A 24,843-nucleotide genomic window follows, 5' to 3' on the forward strand; every position below is an offset into this window, starting at 1 on the left:
GATCTCTTTATATCAACAGACTCTGACACACGGAATATCCAATAAGAAAGCAACTTTCTCCAGTTTATCCGCTATATGTCCTATTCCAATTGTACAATGATGTGAAGATCCCGATTTGCTCCATCTATCCATAAAAGTACGTGCACCACAAGAAAAGCGATAACGACTATTTGTATTACCAATCTGCAAAGTAGGTCTCCTTCTACTGATTCTGTTACTGGAATCCCCAAAATAAAATTTTAGAAAAAGACAAAATATAGAACTCACTTCAAAATTTGAAACATCATAATGAAACACATTTATATTACACAGCGGAAGAGAAAGAACGAATCGTCCGTACTTTAAAGCAGGCGAACGGAAACAAACAGCTTGCCGCCAAGCTCCTCGATATTGGAAGGACAAAGCCGTATACCCAAATGAAGGAATACGGGATAAAAAAGAATGATTCATAAAATCTTGATATAAGATGATTTTGATTGAATTTTTCTTTGTAATTTTGCTAAGGATAAAAACACTATTTGGTAAATGCAAATTTGAAAAATCTAATGAAATCGGTAAGTTGGCAAATCGTAACCCTGTGATAATGAATTTTAGTGTAATTCATTAGTAACCATCAGTTAATCAAAATTGATAAGCTTTTGAGCAGAAATAGGACAGCGTGATAAAAGGGACACTATATAATGAATGAAACAAAAAAGTGGTATAGTATAGAGAAACAATACATTCAAAAAGAATAACATAATATCGATAAAAAAGAAGCGCAATATGGAAAAGAAGTACGACCAATGGATATCAAAGTGTAATATGGCAATCTGTTTGAATCTTGATTCAGCAGATTTCTCAGATCGCGGACTTCTTTCCGTGAATATATTGAGCCAATTACGTAACTTAATAGATCACATTTGCGTGAAGATTTTTGCAACAAACGGAGGACATCTCGACGCAGTATATTACAATAACATCACGGAGGCAAAAAAGTATATACAAAGCAAAGGGGAATATCGTTTTATAAAACAGTTTTATGATTTATTGCAAATTTCCGCATCACACTATACTCTCGACCCTGAGAACTCAGAACGTCTGATGCTGAAATATTATGAATATTTGCTGCGAATAAAACAACTTATGAATGAAAAATATGGAGTGAAAATTTTGTATAACCTCAATAAATTCCCACTAAATACAGACCCTGCCTTTTCGACCTATTACAAAGCAATAGCAGACAAGATTACAAACCTTGATCTGTCAAATGCTTTAACCGAAGAAAGACGTTTCTATATTTATAAAATTAAACCTCTGTTCGTAGAAGATTCTATTTATTACGAAATCACATTCTCTCTTGCAAACGAAAGAGTGAGTAAATTCGACCGAATCATAGCCTTTTCCAAGGCAGAAATCATGCCTAATTATGCTACATTCCTACGTTTGACAACAACTGAAATCAGCGTATTGGGAGTGAATATGCCCATATTGATCATTGTAGACTGGAAGCCTTCAATAAGAATATGCGAATTGAAAAATTTTGGAAAAATATTAGGATTAGACTTTCCTGACTCGCGTACCAAGGAGTACGGTAATCTGATGAATTATCTGATGGACAGCCGATGCTCACTAACGGAAATTATAAATTTTGAGGACTCCCGTTTTAAGGATTTTTTATCAAAAATCCAACATGGAGGAAAAACACAGCACATCAGTTTGCTATTGGAGCGCTGCCGTTCTATCATTAAAAAGAACGATCCGGGAAGTAACGTATTACGCTACCTTTTATTAAGGATGAATAACAAAATTATCAAAAGCCAATACAATTGTACACCATGTTCTTCTCTCACCAACTTGTATCTTAGTATAAAAAGCAAGCCATTCGACAACATGCCTTTCAGCTTTTCGTTGTCCAATCACAATCCTCTATTATCCGATTTGTTGGAGGCTATTCCAACAGTTGGTCATGAGCCTGAATTTCTTGCCCGTCGCTTGGCAAATAACGCCGAACACAACGGAACACTTTATACTCCACAAACAGAACTGACAACTTTCACCAATGTTCCGTCGTTGGCAGAAGAGTACAATAACCGCCTATACTATAAGCATCAACACGCACGAATTGAAATGTTCAAGGAGTATTCATACATACGCAAATACGAAGAAAATGTCCATAGCATCTTACAAATACTGAACAATAAATCCAAAAGCGGGATTTCCAACTATACTGCAATTGCGAACAAATGGTTGGCAAACCCAGGAGTATATATAGATTGCAACGAAAAACGTACTGCCATACAAAATATCTTCTCCGATTCACAAGTAGCTTTTATCTATGGGGCTGCAGGTACGGGAAAGTCGACCCTTATCAATCACATTTCTCACATATTCAGCGATAAAGACAAACTTTATCTTGCAAACACAAACCCGGCAGTGGATAATCTGAAACGCAAAGTCAATGCTGCCAACACAAACTTTATAACCATTGCAAGTTATTTGAGTCGCAGAAACATCGAATGTGATATTCTGTTTATTGATGAGTGCAGTACAGTATGCAATGAAGACATGCTGGCCATATTAGAAAATGAATCATTCCGCCTTTTAGTACTCGTTGGGGATATGTTCCAAATTGAATCCATAAAATTCGGAAATTGGTTCAGTATTTCACATTCTCATTTCAAAGGTAACAACGTGGTAGAACTGACACAACCATATCGGACCTCATGCCTTGATTTGATAGAGACATGGGGAAAGGTAAGAACATTATCACCAGATATTCTTGAACATATCACTCGAAATGACTATTCGGCAAACCTTAACGAATCAATCTTCAGCAAGACAGAGCCGGACGAGATTGTCCTTTGTCTTAACTATGGCGGTCTATATGGTATTAACAATATAAACCGTTTTCTACAGAGTAGTAATCCCAATCCTCCTGTCCAATGGGGCATACATACTTACAAGAAAGGAGATCCTATTCTATTCAATGAGACAGACCGTTTTTTCCCTATTCTATACAACAACCTGAAAGGTGAAATCATAGACATCTCAACAAGTGACCATTCAATCTTTTTTACCCTAAAAGTAAACACACCGCTTTCTGATTTTGATCTTGAAGGAAGCGACATCGAGTATATTTCCACAAGTATGGATGGAACCACAACAATCCGCATTCAAGTGGAGGAAGAAGAGGACGGTGATTTCGATGCAAACTCCGACCGGGGAGTAATACCTTTCCAAATAGCCTATGCCGTCTCCATCCACAAAGCCCAAGGATTGGAATACCAATCAGTAAAAATAGTTATCACCCATGATGTGGAAGAACTCATAACACACAATATCTTCTATACCGCAATAACACGCACACGTGAAAAACTAAAAATCTACTGGACCCCGGAGACGGAGAATAAAATTCTAAGCAATATGAAATTCCAATTTAGCAAAAAGGACTACGGGATTATAAGGAATAAATACCATGACTTTTAACAGTATGAAAAAGTACTGCTTTATGACACCCACGAATTTTCGTCTCGATGCAATGAGCAAAACAAAAGGTATTTTATATGCAGCAGTGTCCTCCTCTACTTTTGGACTGGCACCGTTCTTCTCCATCATGCTTCTCACAACAGGATTCTCCTCATTTGAAGTACTGAGCTACCGTTGGGGAGTCGCTTCCGCTACATTAATACTTTTCGGTTTAATATCCGGATGCAGTTTCCGATTAAATAAAAAGGATTTCGGTACTGTGTTTTTATTGAGTTTATTCCGGGCAGCCACATCACTGAGTCTGGTGATTGCTTATCAGAATATAGCCAGTGGAGTGGCCTCTATCATTCATTTCATGTACCCGTTGGCTGTAGCTCTGGCCATGATGCTCTTTTTCCATGAAAAGAAGTCACTATGGACTATTACAGCTATCCTGGCATCTATCGCCGGAGCTGTATTTCTTTCATCGGGAGACATCAGTCACAGTGGAGGTAACACTACCGTAGGAATCATAGCCGCCTGTATCTCTGTATTTTCTTATGGAGGCTATATCATAGGAGTACGAAAAAGCCGTGCAGTACAGATCAACTCTACTGTGCTCACTTGCTATGTAATGGGAATAGGCGCTCTCCTTTTTATTATATGCGGCTGTTTCACCAGCGGTATCCGGATCGTGACAGACTGGAATACATGGCTGTATATATTAGGACTTGCCTTACCTGCCACCGCCATCTCTAACATGGCTCTGATCAAAGCAATCAAACACATCGGTCCTACCCTTACTTCTATCTTCGGAGCCATGGAACCGCTAACAGCTGTCATCATAGGGACGCTCGTTTTTCAGGAATTGTTCACTCCAAAGAGTGTTATAGGAATTGTTCTGATAGTAACAGCGGTTACTATCGTGGTTTTTAGAGAAAAGCGATCAGCGATAAACGATCATTCATCATCCACTGCAAATTATTTACCGTAAAAAAATATCTTTATCAATCGAAAACAAATCCATTCCGGCAGGTGTTGGTATAGGCAGTAAATAATAAAACCTAGACCAAAACGGAAATGAAAACAATTAAATTAATTTTAGCAGTAGGATTTCTGCTCGCCTTTGCTACGGGTACATATGCCCAAAAGCAAAGAACTCAAACCTATCTACCCAAATTTGCCATTAAAACAAATGCCCTTTACTGGGCCACAAGTACTCCTAACTTAGGATTTGAAATAGGACTGGCAAAGAAATTAACCCTTGATGTATCGGGCAATTACAACCCCTGGAAGTTTTCGGACAACAAACAGTTCAAGCATTGGTTAGTACAGCCAGAACTACGTTACTGGCTCTGCGAACGTTTTAATGGTAGTTTCTTCGGCCTGCACGGACACTATGCCGATATGGACATTAGTAACCTTGACATGTTCGGCCTGGGGCATGACCGGTATGATGGTAAACTTTACGGTGCTGGTATATCTTACGGCTATCAGTGGATATTAAACAAACGCTGGAGTATGGAAGCCACTATCGGACTTGGCTACGCTCACATCAAATATGACAAATATGAACCGGGAGACAACGGTCAGAAATTAGGTCATAGTACTAAAGATTATTTCGGTCCTACCAAAGTAGGTCTTAGCTTCATCTACATTATTAAATAATAACCTATAAACCAACTGTAACAATGAAAAGAAATGTTATATATCTCCTGCTGGCACTTGTCATAGCACTTCCCGCCAGTGCCCAGAAACTTTACAATGATGCCATCAGTTTATCTGACGTATCACTGTGGCAACAGGGCAACTCTCTTTATATCAGCATGACGATCGATATGAAGAATCTTGTAGTTAGTCCTCAACGTTCACTTACGTTGACTCCGCTGCTGACAGACGGCCAGCACAATGTACCCTTACAGGATATTATAATCAACGGTCGTCGTCGTCAGAAAGCATATATACGGGGGTTGGCAATAGAAAAAGAAAAGCCTGCAGGTATCGTTATCCCTTATGATAAAAGAGAAGTACTAAACTATACGCAGGTAATCCCTTATCAGCCATGGATGCAAAATGCAGCACTGAATCTGGTTGAAAACCTCTGCGGCTGTGGCAATAATGAAGAGATGATTGCACAGGAACTCATTACCAACGATGTATCTACCGAGGCGAAACGTTTGGCAGCCATGTCTCCGATAGTCGCTTATATTCAACCAGCTGTAGAAGTAGTAAAAACCCGTAGCGAACAATACGAGGCTCATCTGGATTTCCCGGTAAGCAAATCTGTTATCCTGACCGATTTCATGAACAATCATAAAGAGTTGATGAATATTCACTCTATGTTCGATAAAGTTCAGAATGATAAGAATCTCACCATAACCGGTATCAGTATTGAAGGTTTTGCTTCTCCCGAAGGTCCTTTGAAATTCAACGAACAGCTTTCTCAGAAACGTGCCGAAGCACTGAAGAAATACCTGAGTGAGAATGAAAAAGTTCCGGCTAACCTCTATAAGGTATCCTTTGGCGGTGAAAACTGGGATGGATTGGTGAAAGCCCTGGAAGCTTCTTCCATGAAAGATAAAGAGACGTTTATCAATATCATTAAAAATACCAGTGATGATGCTTTGCGCAAAAAAGAAATTATGCGTGTAGCAGGTGGTGTTCCTTATCGTGCCATGTTGAAAGATATCTATCCGGGATTACGTAAAGTAGATTGCAAGATAGATTATACTGTAGTAAACTTCGATGTTGAACAAGGACGCATCGTTATCAAAACAAATCCGAAATACCTGAGTCTGAACGAGATGTACCAGGTAGCCAACAGCTATCCGAAAGGAAGTGACGACTTTGTAAACGTGTTCGATATTGCCGTACGCATGTACCCGAACGATGAAGTAGCCAACTTGAATGCCGCTGCCGTAGCATTAAGTAAGAAAGATGTGAGAACTGCCATAAAGTTTATGGAAAAGGCAAACAAACAGACTGCCGAATACATCAATAATAGTGGTGTATACGATTTCCTTAACGGGGATATAAATCAGTCCATTGCAGCTTTCACGCAAGCTGCCCACATGGGTAATGAAGCAGCAAAAGCCAACTTGAAGCAACTGCAAAAAATACTGGATATGAAGAAGATGCCTAACAAATAGACATCCCATCTAATAAAAAGAAGTCCGGATATGGTTAACTAAATAAATCATATCCGGACTTTTTATTCAACTCTATAATGTAACTTATCGTTTTTTGTTTAAATCCGGCATATCACGGATAAAATCATAAAAAAATTGCTTTTCGGGCAGTCAAAACGATCTCCAGTTTTGTTATAAGAATATTATACATTATTAAATCTGACGATTATGACACTGATTCTTGCTATTATTCCGGTTTTACTCCTTATTGTATTAATGGCTTTTTTAAAAATGCCAGGCGATAAAAGTAGTGTCATATCTCTCATTGTAACGATGCTGATAGCCATCTTTGGTTTCCATTTTGCAGTGGACGATCTTGCTTATTCATTCCTCTATGGTGCATTGAAAGCAGTTTCTCCCATCCTGATCATTATCGTAATGGCTATTTTCAGCTATAACGTATTACTAAAGACCCAAAAAATGGAAATCATCAAGCAACAATTTTCCTCTATCTCTACCGACAAAAGCATTCAGGTGTTACTATTGACATGGGGATTCGGAGGGTTACTTGAAGCAATGGCGGGCTTCGGTACCGCAGTTGCTATCCCTGCTGCCATACTTATCAGCCTTGGTTTCAAACCCGTTTTCTCGGCAGTAGTAAGCTTAATAGCCAACAGCGTGGCCACGGCTTTTGGAGCTATCGGCACACCGGTACTTGTACTGGCTAAAGAAACCAATCTGGATGTATTAACCTTAAGCACCAATGTCGTACTACAGCTTTCCGTACTTATGTTCCTCATCCCATTGGTACTGCTTTTTCTCACAGATCCCAAATTGAAATCACTTCCGAAGAATGTGTTCCTCGCACTATTAGTGGGTGGTGTATCCCTTGTCAGTCAATATGTAGCCGCACGTTATATGGGAGCAGAATCTCCGGCCATTATCGGTAGTATTCTTTCTATTATCGTAATCGTGATTTATGGTAAACTCACAGCTTCTAAAGAAGAGAAAACACGCAAAAGTTCTCTTCGCGGAAAAGATATCCTGAATGCATGGAGTATTTATCTGCTCATTCTCTTGCTGATAATCCTGACCAGTCCCCTATTCCCGGGACTGCGCAATACACTTGAGAACAACTGGATAACACGTATCAGCCTTCCTATCAATGACTCTACAGTGAACTATACCATCTCATGGCTTACCCATGCAGGTGTACTTCTCTTTGTCGGTACTTTTATTGGCGGACTAATACAAGGTGCAAAAGTCAAAGACCTATTCATCGTACTTTGGAATACAGTGAAGCAGTTGAAAAAAACATTCATCACAGTAATCTGCCTTGTCGGCCTGTCAACCATCATGGATACTGCCGGAATGATCTCAGTTATTGCTACTGCTTTAGCTACTGCCACAGGTAGTCTTTATCCGCTTTTCGCACCGGTTATCGGATGTTTAGGTACATTCATCACCGGTAGTGATACTTCATCCAATATTCTTTTCGGAAAACTGCAAGCCAGTGTTGCCGGGCATATCAATGTAAACCCCGACTGGCTATCAGCCGCTAATACGGTAGGTGCTACCGGAGGAAAAATCATTTCTCCCCAAAGTATCGCCATAGCTACTTCAGCAAGTAATCAACAGGGAAAAGAGGGCGAAATTCTAAAAGCAGCCATCCCTTATGCACTTGCCTATATAGTGATAACAGGAATCATTGTATTTATTTTCAGCTAAAAAGTTAAGATATAGAAGAAAAGACTTATATTTGCCAACGAAATTTTAAAAATCATTTTTTGAAAACAACTCTTTCATATTTGTATATAATTGTGCGCTAAATAGCCTGTTGGTTTTATTTGCCCACTCAGGCTATCCCTTCCTAAATCTATTCGGGTTATTCTATCCGAAGAGAAAATTATTATATTTTTTTATCGGGACAAATAACGAAGTTGTCCTTTATATTCAGAATTTTATCAAAAAAATAAAATGATTGAAACAAAACAATTAAGAGTTATTCCGCTTACTCCGGAACAGTTCGCACTATTTCTAAATGGAATCAACTTTATGGAAGATGTATTAAAGTTAACTCCTTCGGGTGAAACATTAGACGCCCATACTCAGGAGGCTATGACCTGTCAGTATCAACTTGCCACAAAATATCCGGAGAGTTTCCCTTTGCTGACAAGCTGGCAAATCATCCTGAAATCAGAAAACAAAGCCATTGGCTCCGCCTGTTTCAAAAATCTTCCGGATAAAGAGGGAAATGTTGAAATAGGATATGGTATATATGAAGCTTACAGAAATCAGGGGTATATGTCCGAAGCTTTAGAAGGCATGTGCCAATGGGCATTCGCTCAGCAAGGAATACAATCCGTTATAGCAGAAACAGAAGAAAAGAATGTGGCTTCTCAACGCGTATTGCAAAAAAACGGAATGAAGCAATACAAAAAATCAACAAACAGTATTTGGTGGAAATTAAATAAAGAAAAAATGGAAAACAATAAAGCAATGATTATCAGACAAGAGACAAAAGAAGAGTATCAGGAGATATATAATTTAGTCCAAACAGCCTTTCAGACGGCCAAAGTAGCTGACGGAGATGAGCAGGACTTTACCGTACGCTTATGGAACAGCGAGAATTATATCCCGGAATTAGGATTAGTAGCCGAACAAAACGGTAAACTCATCGGGCATATCTTGCTGACACGTATGTACGTCATACAGGAAGACGGAAATAAATTTGAATCTTTATTAATCGCTCCCCTTTCCGTCCTGCTTGAATACCGGGACCAGGGAGTAGGTTCCGCACTAATCAAAGAGGGCCTGAAGCGCGGGCGTGAAATGGGATATAAAGCTGTATTCCTCTGTGGAGATCCTAATTACTATCATCGGTTCGGTTTTAAATCAATTAGTGAATTCGGACTCACTAATCCTGATATTCCCGAACCATACGTGATGGGATACGAACTGGAAGCTGGTGCATTGGATCATGTTACAGGGATAGCAAAGCTCGTATAATTATAATTTCCGGATAGGATGAAAAAGAAAGCCGATATGTCTCTTGTGAAAAGAGATGTATCGGCTTATTATTTTAAAGAAGTGTTTTTTCCTGAAACTCCCGCACAGCTTGCCTGATTGTTTCTTTCATCTTTTCCCACTCTACGGGAATAAGCATTTCAGGAGCTATTTGTGGCTCTGCATCATCAAAATAGGTTAAACTCATCAAAGCTCTAAACTCTGAGTTTTCAGGATACTTTGCTTTATAAAAAGATAGAATCTGCTCTAATGTAAAATGCCTCAATAAGAAATAGATATCAACAAAATCTTTTTTTGTACCTCGTCCTTCCACTGCATTAATTTTCATTGCCGCAATATCTTTCATGGAAGCCAAACGAATATCACCATCACACAAAGGAGCATCAATCCACTTATATACATAGTCAACAAAATCTATTTTTATATCATCCACCATATATATTTTTATATGCCGCGATTCCTTAATAACAGATAACTGCCCTATATCACGAAGAACATCCTTTATCTCTTCATTTTCACTCTTTATGCAACCAAAGAAGTCTAAGTCAATAGACTTGCGATGTCCTAATTGCAATGCCAATGAAGTTCCACCAACCAAACGAGTCTGTGAAAATATAGCAACAGACATAATAGCCCTTAATATCTCCAGTGTGCGTGGTTCGACTGTTGCATATGATAGCATCGATAATCCTCCTTCTTTGTATCGGAAAGACAACAAATGAAAGACAGCGCCCGAGGCTCCAAACTACGAAGCTGCTGACTCTCTTTCACTATCTTTTCCAACCCATAATAGTGTAGTATTAATTTCCAATCATCCAATGTACCATATTCCAACACACGTTGAATTATCTGCCCCGGGCAGGTATTCAAATCCAATAACCTTTTATCGATATCCCAAAAAAGATGACTGGAAAACGCATTTATACATTCATTTGCTGACATAGAAATTTTTCTTTGAAAACAAAGGTAATGCATTTTATTCAATTTACAAATCTTTCTTTCTCAGATAATAAGGATTAATTGAATTTATGTAAGCAGAAGAACCTCTTCATAAATAATAGATATAGCATGCTTAATAAAAAGACACTACCCAATAAATACCAGTATCCATATTCCCGTAATATCAAATACCCTATTACAACAATTGCCTGCACCATCATATAAATCAATGCCACCACCACATGAGGCATTCTCAGTTCATTAGCCATAATCTGATACATATGTTTCCGGTGAGGTAAACCAATGTTTTCATGCAACATCAATCGATGAACAATAGTTAACACACTATCTATCCCATACACTACCAGAAGTACAATCCAGCTAAAATCCCCAGTTTGAATAATCAACCTCCCAATCAAAAAAAGAATGGAAAATGCAATACTAACCGCCCCCACATCTCCGGCAAAACACTTCGCCCTCTTTCGGAAATTAAAGAAATTGAAAACCAGCACAGCACACAGCATTGTATAAATAAGATCCGGCTCAACAAACGAAACAACCGAATGATTAATAAATGCTAAAGCTCCAAGTATGATCAAAGAATACCCTCCCGTGATCCCATTGATGCCATCCATAAAGTTATAAGCATTGATAATACCAGTACAAATGATTAACGCTACAAGGATTGTCCACCAGGGTAAAGAGAATAATCCCCACTGATAGAACATCAAAGCCATAGCAGAAAAATGAAACACCAATCGCAATGCCTGAGAGGTAGAACGGATATCATCTATAAAACTGATTAAGGTGATCAATGTCAAGGCAAGCATAAACCAGGGATATTCAAAATGGTTCGTAAGGAAATAAGCCAATACGCCAAAATAGAAGATAACTCCCCCACCCCGTAAAGTGATCCGGGTATGTGAACTGCGTTCATTGGGTTTATCGATGATGTTGTATTTATCGGCGATATAGAAATAAAAAAGTTCTGCCAAGAAGAGCAGAACTAAGACTATAATGTAGTACATCATTTCTCAAATAAGATACAAATAAGAAATATTAAGCAACAGGTATTTCTATATCAAATCTTTATAATCATTCAAATCAAAATAAAGCAAACGCGTATCAGACTTTACATCTTCACAAGTCAAAAGCAAAAAACCATTTTTCTCATAAAAAGGAACAGCAGCAGAATACGCATCTACAGTAATAAAACGGCACCCTGTCTTATTATCCTTTAGAAAATAGGCTTTAATAAAATCAATAAGAACCGATCCCATCCCCATACCTTTTACCATTAAGCTAACTCCAAAACGACACAACTTTACAGCCGGATAACTTTTTAAGCGCTTTTCATTTACAAAACGATGTTTACGGAAACGGTTAAAATCCGTTTTTGATTCAAAATCAGAAAGAGACACTTTATCATTTGCCAAACTAAAATATGCCAGAACTGAGCTATTTTTATCTTCCAGAATATAAGTAACAGCCAACAATGCATCCCTATAAACATGAGCCTCATTCAAAATAAAATCATTCAGATCCTCATCTTCACAATCAAATGCCGTAACAATTTCCTTTTCTTCAAGTCGACGTACCTGGCATTCTTTTAGAAAATCTGATGTCTTATCTCTCATTTCAACTACTTCTTCAATATACTCATTATTGATTCATAGTTTCTCTTTACACGCTCAATTTCCTTTTGCGAAACCTCACGTTTTTGCTGCATCCGTTTCTCGAAACGACGTGCATCTTCTCCAAACAATATAGGAGTTTCTTTTACAGGTTTAGCCATAATTCTTTTTTCTCATTTATATTTAGATGCAAAGGTACGATTAAAAGTCTGATTTCAAAAGTATTTTCTTTGATTTACATATCATTCATACTTATTCATCAATAGCACCTATCATCATATAAAAGAAGCTCGGATAATATAAAGTTTTATATATTTAAAAAGTATCTTCAATCGTAAGTCGTAAATTGTCCAATTGTAAATCATTCAAAGGACTTTACTGTCTTTATCAGTCCTTCTTTTGCAGTAACAGGCATTTTATCTATCCCCAAAGCTGCTTTTATCTTTGCGTTACTTACTACATAATTCTCCGTCAACTTCCGAAGCCGTTCTGTATTTAAAGGTAAGTGAAACAAAGTGCCAAGCCCGGCACATCCTTCCATTATTCCCCTATTTATTTTCCAAATGTGCGGTTTCTTTCCCATCACCTCACACATAGTAGCAATCAATTCATTAGTAGACATCGCTTCATCATCCCCCATATGATAGATACCACCCGGAACATCCTTCGCCAATAACCCTTCTACCACGTAGCAAAGATTATCTATCGAAGTAAACGAACGACGATTCTCAAAAGCTCCCAAAGGCCACGGAATACCTTTCTTCACCACATTATAAAGCAAATTCAGGTTCCCTTTATTCCCCGGCCCATGTATCATACAAGGTCTTAATATATAAACTTGCTTGTTCAATTGACAGTTGACAATGGACAATTGACAATTAGCTGCGCTATCATGCTGCATAGCAACTGTCAATTGTCCATTGTCAACTGTCAATTTATTAAGAATATATTCTTCCGCCTTGATCTTGCTTTCTCCATAAGGACCAACAGGAGTTGGAATAACATCCTCGGTGAGTATATCCCCCACAACGCTATCGGCAGCAGCTTTTACAGAACTGAAGAAAATGAATTTCTTGGCAGAAGATTGAAGAAAGAAATCAAAAATCTTTTGAGTCAAACCTGTGTTGATATCAAAATAAGACTGGGCAACCGATTGATTCTTAGTGTCATGCGCTTTACCGGCTAAATGGATGATGGCATCAAGCTTCGAGAAGTTTTGAAAAGAAAAAGATTCCGGTTTTATATCCTCCCATGAGAAAGTTTTTATTACCCCATCTTTTTCTGTAGCCACAATATCCAGCCCATAAAGAGTATGACGACTCTTTAAAGCCATAACAAGATTAGAACCCACGAAACCGTGAATTCCGGTAATAAGAATGTTCATTGAATTAAATTATAGATAAAAACTAATCTATAGGATAAAAGTTATTTTTTACCAAATCATAAAAAGCAGCAATCAGTACATCCTTTTGCTGATTTTCTTTATTTAAATAAATAGAAACATACAGCTGATACCCCTCCGTAGAAGCAGACGCATCGAACTTTATTATTTTACCTGCATCATTATAACGAAGAAACCACTTGGAAAATAGCAATCTGCGTTTTTCCTCTTTTCCGTCCAGATTATCACAGACCATAATCATTGCACGTTCTTTTACAGCAAAGAAAAGTTTCAGTATATGTACTATTGTCAATGCAATTCGGGTATCTATAGGATGAGGAGTATCGGTTTCAGGCTCTATATTGAAAGTATAAACCTCACAAAATGCAGGATGATAAATAGAGTAATCAATAAAATAAGCATGATAAACAATACCATGCTTCGTCACGAATGAATAATTCCACTCGCTTTCTTCTGCTATATCATAAGGGAGTTGCAAACTTTATGCCTCGCTCTTTAGCCAACTTCTTCACATCTCCACCTTCTTGAATACATTTACGTATAGCACGTTTGTCTTCCAAAATTTTCTGGAAAAACGAAGTATTCTTATTTTTGATATCTTTATTCATACAGAAGTGTGATTATATTTGTCCATACAAAGATAATACTTTTCCATAAATGGCCCACTATCTATTCACTTTTTTGGAAATATTTAAGACGTATTTCAAGGCTGATACTTTATTATACTCCACAAAATCGTGAATCTCCGTAATAAGTATATTCATTCTTTTACCAATAACAATTCAAATACTTTCACTAAATACTTCAAGAATAAAAGTGGCATACAAGTCCAAATACCATTTTCTTTACAAGCTCTGACTATCTCTTTATTCAATAAAATATTGCTTCTTATAGATGCAGTACTGGTCCCCCCTGTACGCATTTTCATAAAATCGAATGGCAAATATTTACTTTTTAATTGATGTACATACAAGAAACGAATAAGGAGTTCATAATCAGCAGCTATTTTATAATCAGTCTTATAGTAACCAAACTCTTCAAAATATTTCCGATAAGTGAAAAAAGTGGGATGAGCAGGCATAAAACCAAATCGAAACATCTCAGGAGTAAACCTCTTAGAAGAGTAATAACGCACTGTTTTATCTAAATTCTGAGGATTTACAAAACGCACGTCTCCATAAACAACTTGTATATCATCATTCTTGAAGGCTTCAGAAACCTTCATTACAGTATCCTTTCTATGATAAAAATCATCCGAGTTAATAATGCCGATAATATCTCCGGTAGCCATCCGGATACCTTTATTCATGGCATCATAAAGACCTTTATCTTTCTCACTGATCCATTTTAGTCGACCATGAAACAAAGGTTCATACTCTTTTATTATATCAATGGTTTTATCTTGAGAACAGCCATCTACAATAATATATTCAATATCCGGATAAGTCTGAGATAAAACAGATTGAATGGTATCACGAAGAGTTTCGCTACTGTTATAAGTAACGGTAACGAGAGACATTTTTTTCACAAGAGTTAACCTATTAAACTTTCGTATATTTTTAAATATTCTCGAAAGCAGATATTTTGATTAAAATGATTCTTTGCATAATTTATAAGAACTGATTTTTCTTCCATTTCTCCATTTCGAATTTTATCAATACATCTAAGAACAGCATTGATATCACCTTTATCAACTACATATCCATTATTTGGAAAAATAGATTCCGGAGAACCGCCTGTATTATAAGTGATAACAGGGGTTCCACAAACTATAGATTCAAGATTTGTAGTAGGATAATTATCTTCATAAGTAAGATTAAGAAAAACATCAGCTCGATTATAGTACGAAGCTAACTCCGAGATACTTCCAGTATGCGAAATACCTATTATATTGGGAGGACATTTCCTCATTTGCTTTTTATTCAAGCCTATCAATATTATTACAAAATCATCTGATAAAAAGTGAGCTAATTTTATGAAATCAAGAAATCCCTTCCGCTTTTCCCACACATTGGCTACACCTAAAATAATAAACTTTCCTTCTAGCTCATTAAAGTGTAAATTTGGATTTGGAATAAAGCTCTCAATATTAATACCATTCCGTATAACAACAGATGGATATTTTTTTAGAAAAGACTCCTTCAGTAGTTCATTCAACCATTCCGAAACAGGAACAAAAAGAATTTTATCAGGTAAAGTAAAAGCCTTTTTCTTATCCAAGAAGTTTTGCTCGGCTCTATCAATAAACGCTTTAGGGTAGGTATTTATCTGAGGACAATCCTTGCAGCATACTTTCCATTTATCACAACGACAAGTATCAAAATAGACGCAGTGTCCAGTAAAAGGCCAACAATCATGTAGCGTCCATACAATCGGGATATTAATTTTAGATAAATATTGAAACAATACCCGATAATTAATATAGTAACCATGTAAATTATGGATATGAATAACATCAGGATTGATTGAACTTATCTGCTTTATCAAATTCAATGTAGCTTTTGTTGAATATAAACCATGCCTGTCAGTCAAACGAGTTCCTAATACATGAGAATATACACCTACCTGATTACCAATTTTAATCAAACGAAAGTTATCGCTTCTGCCATATCTAGCATAAGCAATATAGCTCTCCCAACCATTATCCTGTAACACTTCACCTATACCTTGTACAATACGCCCTACAGATCCTTTGTTGAGAACAGTATTAATTTGTAATATAGTTTTCATAAACTAATAAAAAAATATCACTCACAATAACATGACACCTGATACTGTTCGATGGATTTATAATCTATCTTCGAAATATTCTTTCTCAAATTATTGTAGAAATCAACATTTCTTATCATACACAACTTCTCTTCAAAGTTATCTGGTTGCAAAGAGAAGATGACACCATTCCCCTCATTGATAACCTCATCAATACATCCTACCTGATTACTCAACAGTACAGGAGTACCATTATTTAAGGCCTCTTCAACCACCACTCCCCAGGTCTCTGAATAAGAAGGTAAAACAAACACCTCCGCTTCCTGATAATATTTAGGTAACAGTTTATTATCTATAGCACCCACAAAATGAATATTGCTGTTAGCTATACTCTTTAATTCTTCATCCAGTACTCCAAAACCTACAATAGTCAGTGACAACTCTGGATAGCTATTGAATTTTTCAATTAAAAAAGTCAAATTCTTGACGGCAACAAGACGACCTACAAAAAGAAAATGTTTCACTTCTGAACGGGGTTGATAAGATGGCTGAGGTATAATATTAAATAAACCTACTCCTTTCGTAATGACGGAAACACCATCAAATCCCAAAGTACGAACCAACTGTTCATGAGATTTTCCCGACACATAAGCCTTCGATATTCTCTGAAGGAATACCCTTTTAAATATAGCCTTTAAACCACTTACACCAGATTCCTTGATAGTACTCTCAACCACAATAGAATTATAACTTTTAGGAAATAGAAAGACAGTAATCCACATAATCACACTATCCCATCCTCCTACAATGATTTCTTGATACGGATTCTGTTTCAAGAACCGGAATAATTGAAATGACTTGACTAATGAATTTCCTTTCAGAAAAAAATGAGGAAAATTCATTTTCCCACTGAAAAAATCAGTATTACGCCCATTGCTATCCTGCCCTGTATATATTACAAATATCTCTGTTTGTTTACATATTTTATTATAAAGATTTATTTTATAAAATGAAGGTAGATTAGTTACAAAAATTTTCATACATATAGTACATTGAGGATTATTTGATTAAAAAGTACCTAATTCATAAGGTACAACGCCACCTGAATTGGCATTTAAGAGTGTTAAATAAAGAGTGAAACCATAGATTATCATTGCCACCTTCATAAAAATAATATTACTTTTATATGCAGAGACAAAGTTGGAATAAATAAACAACTGACAGATAGTAAAATAAAGGGCCATACGCCCTACAGCAGGATTGGAACAGAAAAGATTATAAATCAAAATGCCTATAAAGAAACACTTGAGATAAAAATCTTTCTTATTGTTACTAAAAAGAAGCAAGACAAAGAAGATATTCAAAAGTAGACGAGAAGCAGAACCAGAAGCCCCTTCGCTAACGGCATAAAGTCCAAATTTACCAAATACAGTAAGGAGTGACATCAAATGTGGCACCACATAAATACCTGCAAAGTAAGATAGTGGTAATATCAACAGAACAACGTATTTAGATAAAGGAAGTTTATTCAAAACAGGAACAAATAAACCAACCAAAGCTGTATAATGAAAAGTGGCAGCAACTACTACAAACCAATAATACTTCTTCAAATGGTTACTTAAAATATATTCATAGGCATAAAATACAAATGAAATAGCTATCATCTGCCGAGTCCCATTGAAACAATTAAAATAAAAATAAAGTAATACGTAAAAAAGAATAGCTTCAAAAGGCCTATCACACGATTTCCAAACACGTATAAATACAGGAGTTATAGACAGGAAAACTCCAATATATAGAATAGTCCTATATTCGTATTGACACGTAGCAACAAACAGGTTTAATAATGCCCAAGAGGGTTCAGATAATGTTAACATATACTGTACATTTGGGTTATCCACAGCATAATTGAATATATTATAATAACTAAGCGTATCAGCCCCTACTGTATAATCCCTAAATGCACCTATATAAAAAAGCCCTGCATAAATAAGTAAATAAAGGAGCAAATTTTTACAGCCCAATAAAGCACAAAACAATAAGATTATACTTAAACAGATGTATATTTCCATTCAATGCCGCAGATAAGAGACTACTCTTATTATATAGAATAAAAGCTGAAATTGATGGATGTTTGAAAGATATAACAACAGCTTTCGATAGAAAGAGAGATTCAAATCAAAAATATTCAAATCAGGATATAACTTTGAAACTTCAGAATAAAGTTCATAACGTACCGAACAATACAAATTAATTTTGTTCATTGCTTTACATTCGGCCAACGGCCACAATGAAACATCTGGCTTTGAAGAAAAAAAATCTATTAAAACCTGATTCGCCTTCACCAAATCTCGAAATCCCTGCTTATCCACAAAATGAGTCCTCAGATGCTCATCAGATCGTAAATAACAATACAGAGGCTTCTCCACCTTCGTTATTTTATTAGCAAAATAAACGATTCTTGGCATAGTAGCATAATCCTCTCCATGGTACAAGCCTGGAATTGACAGTATAGCATGTTCTATAATCAACTCTCGTCTAATTAACCGACCTGCCATATTAACTGTGGTCTCACGCTTAAGAATGGCAGAAAGATAATCAACTTTAGAAGATGGTACAAAAAATGTAGTATTTTGAACATAATCTTCATAAATATAAGCAAAATCACAAACAACAATATCTGCCTCTTCCTTCAATGCTTCTGAGAGCAATACTTCAACAATCGTCTTATCCACATAATCATCACTATCCACATGCATCACATAAGTACCATTAGCACTTAAAAGAGCAGTATTTCTCGCATTGGACAGACCCATATTCTTCTCATGTTTCACAATCTTCACTTGTTCCTTCCTCTTGGAATAGCGTTCCATTGTGCTTTCCAGCAAAGCTATACTATCATCCGGCGAACAATCATCTACAAATACATACTCTATATTATCGTAAGTCTGCTCAAATAAAGACATAGCACACTTCTCAATGTACTTTTCCACCTTATATACAGGTACCAAAATAGAGACAAGTACAGATTCAGAATTAACTATCATATCTTAAAGTCTATTTACCAAAAAACGAAAACAACTTTTTTTCAAACGGACTATAACCGCAAAGTTATCATTGCCTATCATTCTTACAACTCTTTCTGTAATCTTTTGCTTGGGTGTTAACCAACTGCCTGCGAAATGATGTATAGCAACTGTATTTTCCGTTAGATAGATTTTCCCGTCATCATAAGATTTTGGACAAAAATATTCCTTCGGAAAAAGAGTAAAACCATTCACCGTCTGAAACCGGTTATTCGGAACCAAACCGTATTTCAAACAAGCATTAGTAATACGAACTACATTTGTAGTAAAATCCAGACTTCCATCCGTCTGTTTGAAGTGTATACCCTCATATTCGTCCAATAATTCTTTAAATAAAGGATACCCCTCCCGACACGCCATTAAACCTGTTGGGATTTGAGTTTTCGACTCAAACCCCGACACCGCATCATACTTTAGAAAAGTGTCCAAAGGTTTCAACACTTCCACATCCGTATCCATATAAATACCTCCTTCATGATATAAAGCATATAATCGCACAATATCAGTTACAAAGGCAAATTTCCGATTGTCGTATGCTTCACGGGCATAAGGATACGCATCCAGATCGAAATTATCCTCATTCCACTCTTTAATCACATAGTCCGGAAGATGTTTCTTCCATGACTCAAGACACTTCAATGCCAATTCTGGCATTTTACCTCTGCCAAACCAGCAATAATGGACTATCTTTGGTATCACACTTATCTATTTTTAAAAGAAACTATAACGTTAAAATACAATACCCCCAATAAAAGAGCTGACAACAATTACTGCCAGTATCAATAGGATATTTATGAAAATATTAAATGTTAATCTGAGTATCAAGAAAACTCCCAACACGAAAACTTAATAAGGGGAGGTGTAGTAAGTAAAAGATTAGTTATCAATCATTTTTATAAACAATATGACAGCTAACAAGTGTACTTCGTTAGATAATCATATTTTGGAGTTATTCAAAGTTTCCACAATTCTTTTGCAAGCAAAACCATCTCCATAAGGATTTACAGCTTTACTCATTCGTTCATAAGCCTGATTATCATCAAGTAAAACAGATACCTCGTTTACAATCTTATTGAAATCGGTTCCCACCAGTTTCACTGTACCTGCAGACAACGCTTCAGGACGTTCAGTAGTATCGCGCATCACCAGTACAGGTTTACCCAAACCCGGTGCCTCTTCCTGAATACCACCACTATCTGTGAGAACAATCGTCGATCTCTCCATCAGATAAACAAACGAAAGGTACTCCAGCGGCTCAATGAAAAACATGTTTCCTAAGCCAGACAAATCCTCACCGAATACCTCGTGAATCGGCTTTCGTACATGAGGATTGAGATGCATAGGATATACAAAGTCCACATCCAAATAAGTTTCTGTGAGATGTTTAATGGCCAGACACATACTAATAAATCCATCTCCGAAATTTTCACGGCGATGACCAGTGATAAGTACTAACCGTCTACCTCCCTCCAACCGCCGAATATCATACCCTGCCTTCAGCACCACTTTCTCCAGTTCAGTACCCAACACGTAATCATTACCGATACGGTTCAGTACCCAATAGAGGGCATCGATTACCGTATTTCCCGTTATGTTGATTCTTGCTTCACTTACCCCTTCCTGCAGCAAATTTTGCCGGCTGAGTGAAGTAGGTGCAAAATTATAGGTAGCAATACGTCCTGTGATCTGTCGATTCATCTCCTCTGGCCAAGGACTGTAAATATCATGTGTTCGCAATCCCGCTTCCACATGCCCCACAGGAATTTGCTGATAAAAAGCAGCTAACGCAGCCGCCATAGAGGTAGTGGTATCGCCATGCACCAAGACAACATCGGGATTCACCTCTTTAAGAATATCACGCATCCCTAACAATACCCTTGAGGTAACATCATACAAATCCTGCCCCTGTTTCATTATGTTTAGATCATATTGCGGGGTAATATCGAAAATACGTAGCACTTGATCCAGCATCTCTCTATGCTGACCCGTCACGCAAACAATTGTTTGAAAAGTTTCTAAATGTTTTTGAAACTCCTTCACTACAGGAGCCATCTTTATTGCTTCGGGACGTGTGCCAAAGACAAGCATTATTTTCTTAATCATAGTAATAATATATTTCGTTTTGGATATCAAGAACTGTAAAGGATAAAATGTGAAAACGATTATTTTATATCTTGATTCTTACTATCAAAGAGTAAATCAAAATCCATACGTTCAAAGGCATCCAAATATCCTCCCCGAGTAGCATTAAAAATCTTTATACCATGTTCATCAGCATAACGACGGGCAAAGTCATAAGCTACATTCATTTCCCATGTAGCAGCTACAGTAGCCCTATCCTTCTCGTCACTTCCTGCAAAGTAAGAAGCAGTACCATTATCCACTATAGTACCGTCCTTCTTTACTTCCTTGCCATAAGAATTATCACAGCCAATAATATAAATTTCACGGAAACCCATGTGAACAGCAATTTGCAGCATAGCATAAGTCACAGTAGCAATCCCATAGAGTACCTTACTACAATCTTCGGCAAAACGCGGATGGTTCAATAGAGCACGATCACCATTCATATTGATATACACACAGTTTCCGCCAGCTCTACGGGTTGTCATATAGCTAACAGTACGAAAAAACTTCACTTTAGCCGGTATCCTTTGCATCGTTTCTAATAAAGAGAATTGAAATGTCTCATCTGAAACACAATAAAAAGTAGGTCTCCAAGTTGTTTGACTAAATATTTTATCAATTTTATTCGATGCAAACGAGTAATCACCACTCCTAGCTATCTTATCAAGGTCAGCAGCAATCAAACTGGGACCATTACATACAATGAATATTCTCTTTCCTTTATAGGCATCTTTCAGCTTACTTAATTTTTCACTATTAACTAAAGAAGTATTACCCAAATTGAAAATGAACACCGACCAATGCTCTCTAAAGATCTGCCTCAACCTCACTATATAACTTTTAAAATTCATAATTGTAAATTTATTTGATTACAATCTATATTATCACAGACCAGTATTCTACTTTATATAGTAGGTATTTACTTCAATACATATATTTAATAGCAGATAATAATCCATTGACAGAATAAGAAAGAAACATGACATTTTATTTATGTTACTTCTCACAGTACAAAAGAAATGAACATAAAGTAATCATTTCGGAATATACAATTTATTTAATATCATTAATCCCTTTATAAATAATCTCTGCAAACTCAAAATCATCTTCCCAATCAATATCAAAGGAGTGGATTTTGTCTAATTCAAACAGCATCGGTTTTGAACCTATACGATCATGAAATTTAAAATAGTTTTCTTTACTATTAATATAGAAAGCATGATTAATTTCATAAAGAGGTTCCAAATCCTGAGTACGAGGCCACTTTACGATGCTTCTATCATGGTTCACACAGTCATTTTTTCTCTTTGACCATAAGAATTGCTGAACTTTAGAAACACTAAGGAGGCTATCATAAGACCTCTTTTCCAAGACTTCTGATTCGTAGCTGTCAAGTGCAGAATTCAGAATATCAACATCTGCAAAAGGAGCAGTAGCATGTACCCAAAAAATATGTTCAGCATCAACAACTGTCGGAATATAGTCAATAAAGTCTTCTATAACTGTAGAAGACAAGCATAACTCAGAAGGACGTTCTATTACTTTAATTCTATCATCACTAAATGAATGAGCTATTTCCATAGTTGATTCATCATTTGTCGATACATAAATAGAATCGACGCGCTTTACATCCAACAACTGTCGAAGTTTAAGCTTAAGAATACCACCCTTTATTCCAGCAAAAGTACGAGTGTTCTTGTTGGGCACTCGCTCACTACCTTTTCGAGTAGGTAAAAAAAATGCAATTTGATCCATACTACAAAAATTGATAAATTGATTTTACACTAAGTTCTTTATAGAGCGAAGGTGTAAGAGAGTGTAACACTGCCATGTTACTTTTCTCGAATTCTTTAAAAAGAGTCTTGTTCTCATTGGAAAGCTCCATCTCTTTCTCGGATAATACTTCACCCTTATAACCATCATAACCTACAACATTCACCTCGGTTGCTCCGAGAAATAATGCAGTCTGCAAAGCCACAGTAGTACAAGAGTCAGGATAGGAATTGGTAAAATTTATCTCCTCCAACTCAAAAGTTGATTTTTCAGCATAAACAGGTACCTCAGTTCCCATCAGTCGAGGATAAGGGGCAAGCACACATGTACCATTAAAGTCCTCTTCAACAACATTACGCTCCAATCTCTTCGCCTCATTCCCCACCAGGCAGTAATATTTCTTATTAGACACGTCATTATAATAAGCGACGTAGCGGGAAGTCACAAAGATAATGGGCATATCAGGATAAAGACGGATATACTCTTTAATAGCATCCAGATGCTCTATACTGGTATTGCCACCACCAATGATGAGCACCTTAGATACTTTATCTGTCTTTAGTAACGGATAACGAGCATTATCCTTCACCTTATTTTTTTTGTTATCAATTGCCCGTACTATACTATTGAAACTATAAGCACGGTTGGTCACCCACTCCATCACTTCTTTCTGTGGAATAGAGTTAGCACCAGAAAGCATATAAGGCAAGGTTGTTCCCCATTTATGGTTATCATAAAGCGGCTGAAAAGCGATGATGGCATCACCTAACACATTGAAATCAACATCCAGCCCCCGCTTATTGAGACAGGTAAGAAGTAACTCCATATTGAGATTACCGGCACCACGCCCCATACCAAGAATTGTAGCATCTACATAATTCACGCCACAATCAATAGCAGTCAAAGTGTTGACCAACCCCATTTGAAGATTATTGTGTCCATGAAAGCCAATGGGACAAATGGTGTTGGCTTTCACAATTTGAAAAACATCCTTGATATCATCAGGAGTTACACCGCCGAAAGAGTCGACCATACAGAAAAGGTCAGCTACCCCATTAAGCTTATTAAGTTTATTAAGAAAACCTTCATATTCGTGCCACTTCGACATATACATAGTGTTAAAGCCTACTTCAAATCCCATCGCCTTTACAGCTTCAGCAAGTATCAGTGCACGATCGAAGTTCTGTGGGTCAATGGCAAGGCGTACCATATCTGCCAAGCCCTGTATCGGTTTCAAAAGGTATTCAAGATCAGAAGGCAAAGTACCCTTCTCATTGAGCATCACCACCAGCTTCTTGCCACAAGCCTCTCTCAACTGCCGCAATACTGATACAGGAGTATAACCAAACTTACCAAGATACTCATTACTTATATTATTTCGATACCCCACCTCCAGATAATCAATAGGCAATTTATTCATCGCCTGTATATAAGCATTCACCACTTCGGATGAAAAATCCCAGTTAGTGTAGTAACCACCATCCCTGAGAGTACAGTCTAAAATCTTAAACATAAAATCATTTTTAGGAGAATCAACAATGGACATAATACTGTTTTAGTATATTATTATT

At 36.8% G+C, this 24,843-nt stretch carries 25 protein-coding genes and 1 pseudogene; 7 read left to right on the forward strand and 19 right to left on the reverse strand.

Annotation, left to right across the window (positions count from 1 at the left end):
• Nucleotides 1–12: 12 nt before the first annotated feature.
• Nucleotides 13–195: pseudogene (locus HCG69_RS20630) on the reverse strand (arabinose isomerase); the annotation flags it as partial.
• Nucleotides 196–275: 80 nt separating this feature from the next.
• Here HCG69_RS20630 and HCG69_RS06595 point away from each other — a divergent pair.
• From HCG69_RS06595 to HCG69_RS06625, 7 genes are all read left to right on the forward strand, one after another.
• Nucleotides 276–452 (forward strand): helix-turn-helix domain-containing protein, encoded by a 177-nt coding sequence (locus HCG69_RS06595; RefSeq protein WP_221649392.1) that lies wholly within the window; start codon nucleotides 276–278, stop codon nucleotides 450–452.
• Nucleotides 453–765: 313 nt separating this feature from the next.
• Entirely contained in the window at nucleotides 766–3,468 is a 2,703-nt protein-coding gene (locus HCG69_RS06600) for an ATP-dependent RecD-like DNA helicase (RefSeq protein WP_221649393.1), read from the forward strand.
• A gap of 52 nt (nucleotides 3,469–3,520) precedes the next feature.
• Nucleotides 3,521–4,441: a DMT family transporter gene (locus HCG69_RS06605; RefSeq protein ID WP_221649492.1), complete on the forward strand. Its 921-nt coding sequence runs from the start codon at nucleotides 3,521–3,523 to the stop codon at nucleotides 4,439–4,441.
• Nucleotides 4,442–4,527: 86 nt separating this feature from the next.
• The gene (locus tag HCG69_RS06610; protein ID WP_221649394.1) at nucleotides 4,528–5,115 is read left to right on the forward strand and encodes a DUF3575 domain-containing protein; all 588 of its coding nucleotides are present in this window, start codon (nucleotides 4,528–4,530) and stop codon (nucleotides 5,113–5,115) included.
• A 23-nt stretch (nucleotides 5,116–5,138) separates the two neighbouring features.
• Nucleotides 5,139–6,596, forward strand: coding sequence for a DUF3868 domain-containing protein (locus tag HCG69_RS06615; RefSeq protein WP_122200626.1), 1,458 nt, complete (start codon nucleotides 5,139–5,141; stop codon nucleotides 6,594–6,596).
• 207 nt (nucleotides 6,597–6,803) lie between these two features.
• Entirely contained in the window at nucleotides 6,804–8,303 is a 1,500-nt protein-coding gene (locus HCG69_RS06620) for an L-lactate permease (RefSeq protein WP_122200627.1), read from the forward strand.
• Between the two features lie 249 nt (nucleotides 8,304–8,552).
• Nucleotides 8,553–9,584, forward strand: coding sequence for a GNAT family N-acetyltransferase (locus tag HCG69_RS06625; RefSeq protein WP_221649395.1), 1,032 nt, complete (start codon nucleotides 8,553–8,555; stop codon nucleotides 9,582–9,584).
• 73 nt (nucleotides 9,585–9,657) lie between these two features.
• On the opposite strand, the gene HCG69_RS06630 is transcribed toward HCG69_RS06625, so the two are convergent.
• From HCG69_RS06630 to HCG69_RS06715, 18 genes are all read right to left on the reverse strand, one after another.
• The gene (locus HCG69_RS06630; RefSeq protein WP_195348594.1) at nucleotides 9,658–10,284 is read right to left on the reverse strand and encodes a nucleotidyl transferase AbiEii/AbiGii toxin family protein; all 627 of its coding nucleotides are present in this window, start codon (nucleotides 10,282–10,284) and stop codon (nucleotides 9,658–9,660) included.
• On the reverse strand, nucleotides 10,239–10,544 hold the full coding sequence (locus tag HCG69_RS06635; protein WP_195348593.1) for a hypothetical protein: 306 nt from the start codon (nucleotides 10,542–10,544) through the stop codon (nucleotides 10,239–10,241). Before HCG69_RS06635 ends, HCG69_RS06630 begins: the two co-directional genes overlap by 46 nt.
• A 74-nt stretch (nucleotides 10,545–10,618) precedes the next feature.
• A complete protein-coding gene (locus HCG69_RS06640; RefSeq protein WP_221649493.1) occupies nucleotides 10,619–11,569 on the reverse strand; it encodes a glycosyltransferase family 4 protein in 951 nt (316 codons plus the stop codon).
• A gap of 48 nt (nucleotides 11,570–11,617) precedes the next feature.
• A complete protein-coding gene (locus HCG69_RS06645; RefSeq protein ID WP_221649396.1) occupies nucleotides 11,618–12,178 on the reverse strand; it encodes a GNAT family N-acetyltransferase in 561 nt (186 codons plus the stop codon).
• A 5-nt stretch (nucleotides 12,179–12,183) separates the two neighbouring features.
• On the reverse strand, nucleotides 12,184–12,336 hold the full coding sequence (locus HCG69_RS06650) for a hypothetical protein (RefSeq protein ID WP_221649397.1): 153 nt from the start codon (nucleotides 12,334–12,336) through the stop codon (nucleotides 12,184–12,186).
• A 200-nt stretch (nucleotides 12,337–12,536) separates the two neighbouring features.
• Nucleotides 12,537–13,559, reverse strand: a complete 1,023-nt coding sequence (locus HCG69_RS06655) for an NAD-dependent epimerase/dehydratase family protein (RefSeq protein ID WP_221649398.1) — start codon at nucleotides 13,557–13,559, stop codon at nucleotides 12,537–12,539.
• 22 nt (nucleotides 13,560–13,581) lie between these two features.
• Entirely contained in the window at nucleotides 13,582–14,055 is a 474-nt protein-coding gene (locus HCG69_RS06660) for a DUF6169 family protein (protein ID WP_195348590.1), read from the reverse strand.
• The gene (locus HCG69_RS06665) at nucleotides 14,039–14,185 is read right to left on the reverse strand and encodes a hypothetical protein (RefSeq protein WP_195348589.1); all 147 of its coding nucleotides are present in this window, start codon (nucleotides 14,183–14,185) and stop codon (nucleotides 14,039–14,041) included. Before HCG69_RS06665 ends, HCG69_RS06660 begins: the two co-directional genes overlap by 17 nt.
• A gap of 152 nt (nucleotides 14,186–14,337) precedes the next feature.
• Nucleotides 14,338–15,096: a glycosyltransferase family 2 protein gene (locus tag HCG69_RS06670; protein WP_221649494.1), complete on the reverse strand. Its 759-nt coding sequence runs from the start codon at nucleotides 15,094–15,096 to the stop codon at nucleotides 14,338–14,340.
• Nucleotides 15,097–15,110: 14 nt separating this feature from the next.
• Nucleotides 15,111–16,307: a glycosyltransferase gene (locus tag HCG69_RS06675; protein ID WP_221649399.1), complete on the reverse strand. Its 1,197-nt coding sequence runs from the start codon at nucleotides 16,305–16,307 to the stop codon at nucleotides 15,111–15,113.
• A gap of 17 nt (nucleotides 16,308–16,324) precedes the next feature.
• Nucleotides 16,325–17,326, reverse strand: a complete 1,002-nt coding sequence (locus HCG69_RS06680; protein WP_221649400.1) for a glycosyltransferase — start codon at nucleotides 17,324–17,326, stop codon at nucleotides 16,325–16,327.
• Nucleotides 17,327–17,353: 27 nt separating this feature from the next.
• Complete coding sequence (locus HCG69_RS06685; protein ID WP_221649401.1) at nucleotides 17,354–18,358, reverse strand: EpsG family protein; 1,005 nt, start codon at nucleotides 18,356–18,358, stop codon at nucleotides 17,354–17,356.
• Nucleotides 18,359–19,333 (reverse strand): glycosyltransferase family 2 protein, encoded by a 975-nt coding sequence (locus HCG69_RS06690; protein WP_221649402.1) that lies wholly within the window; start codon nucleotides 19,331–19,333, stop codon nucleotides 18,359–18,361.
• A gap of 3 nt (nucleotides 19,334–19,336) precedes the next feature.
• Nucleotides 19,337–20,071 carry a glycosyltransferase gene (locus HCG69_RS06695; protein WP_221649403.1) on the reverse strand — a complete coding sequence of 245 codons (735 nt, stop codon included), beginning with the start codon at nucleotides 20,069–20,071 and terminating at the stop codon, nucleotides 19,337–19,339.
• Nucleotides 20,072–20,308: 237 nt separating this feature from the next.
• On the reverse strand, nucleotides 20,309–21,472 hold the full coding sequence (gene wecB / locus HCG69_RS06700) for a non-hydrolyzing UDP-N-acetylglucosamine 2-epimerase (RefSeq protein ID WP_221649495.1): 1,164 nt from the start codon (nucleotides 21,470–21,472) through the stop codon (nucleotides 20,309–20,311).
• A gap of 62 nt (nucleotides 21,473–21,534) precedes the next feature.
• A complete protein-coding gene (locus HCG69_RS06705) occupies nucleotides 21,535–22,350 on the reverse strand; it encodes a 6-hydroxymethylpterin diphosphokinase MptE-like protein (protein ID WP_221649404.1) in 816 nt (271 codons plus the stop codon).
• Nucleotides 22,351–22,552: 202 nt separating this feature from the next.
• A complete protein-coding gene (locus HCG69_RS06710) occupies nucleotides 22,553–23,254 on the reverse strand; it encodes a cytidylyltransferase domain-containing protein (protein WP_221649405.1) in 702 nt (233 codons plus the stop codon).
• Between the two features lies 1 nt (nucleotide 23,255).
• Nucleotides 23,256–24,785, reverse strand: coding sequence for an aldolase catalytic domain-containing protein (locus HCG69_RS06715; RefSeq protein WP_221649406.1), 1,530 nt, complete (start codon nucleotides 24,783–24,785; stop codon nucleotides 23,256–23,258).
• Nucleotides 24,786–24,843: the final 58 nt, after the last annotated feature.

The organism is Bacteroides sp. K03 (assembly GCF_019734355.1).
Classification (GTDB): Bacteria; Bacteroidota; Bacteroidia; order Bacteroidales; family Bacteroidaceae; genus Bacteroides; species Bacteroides nordii.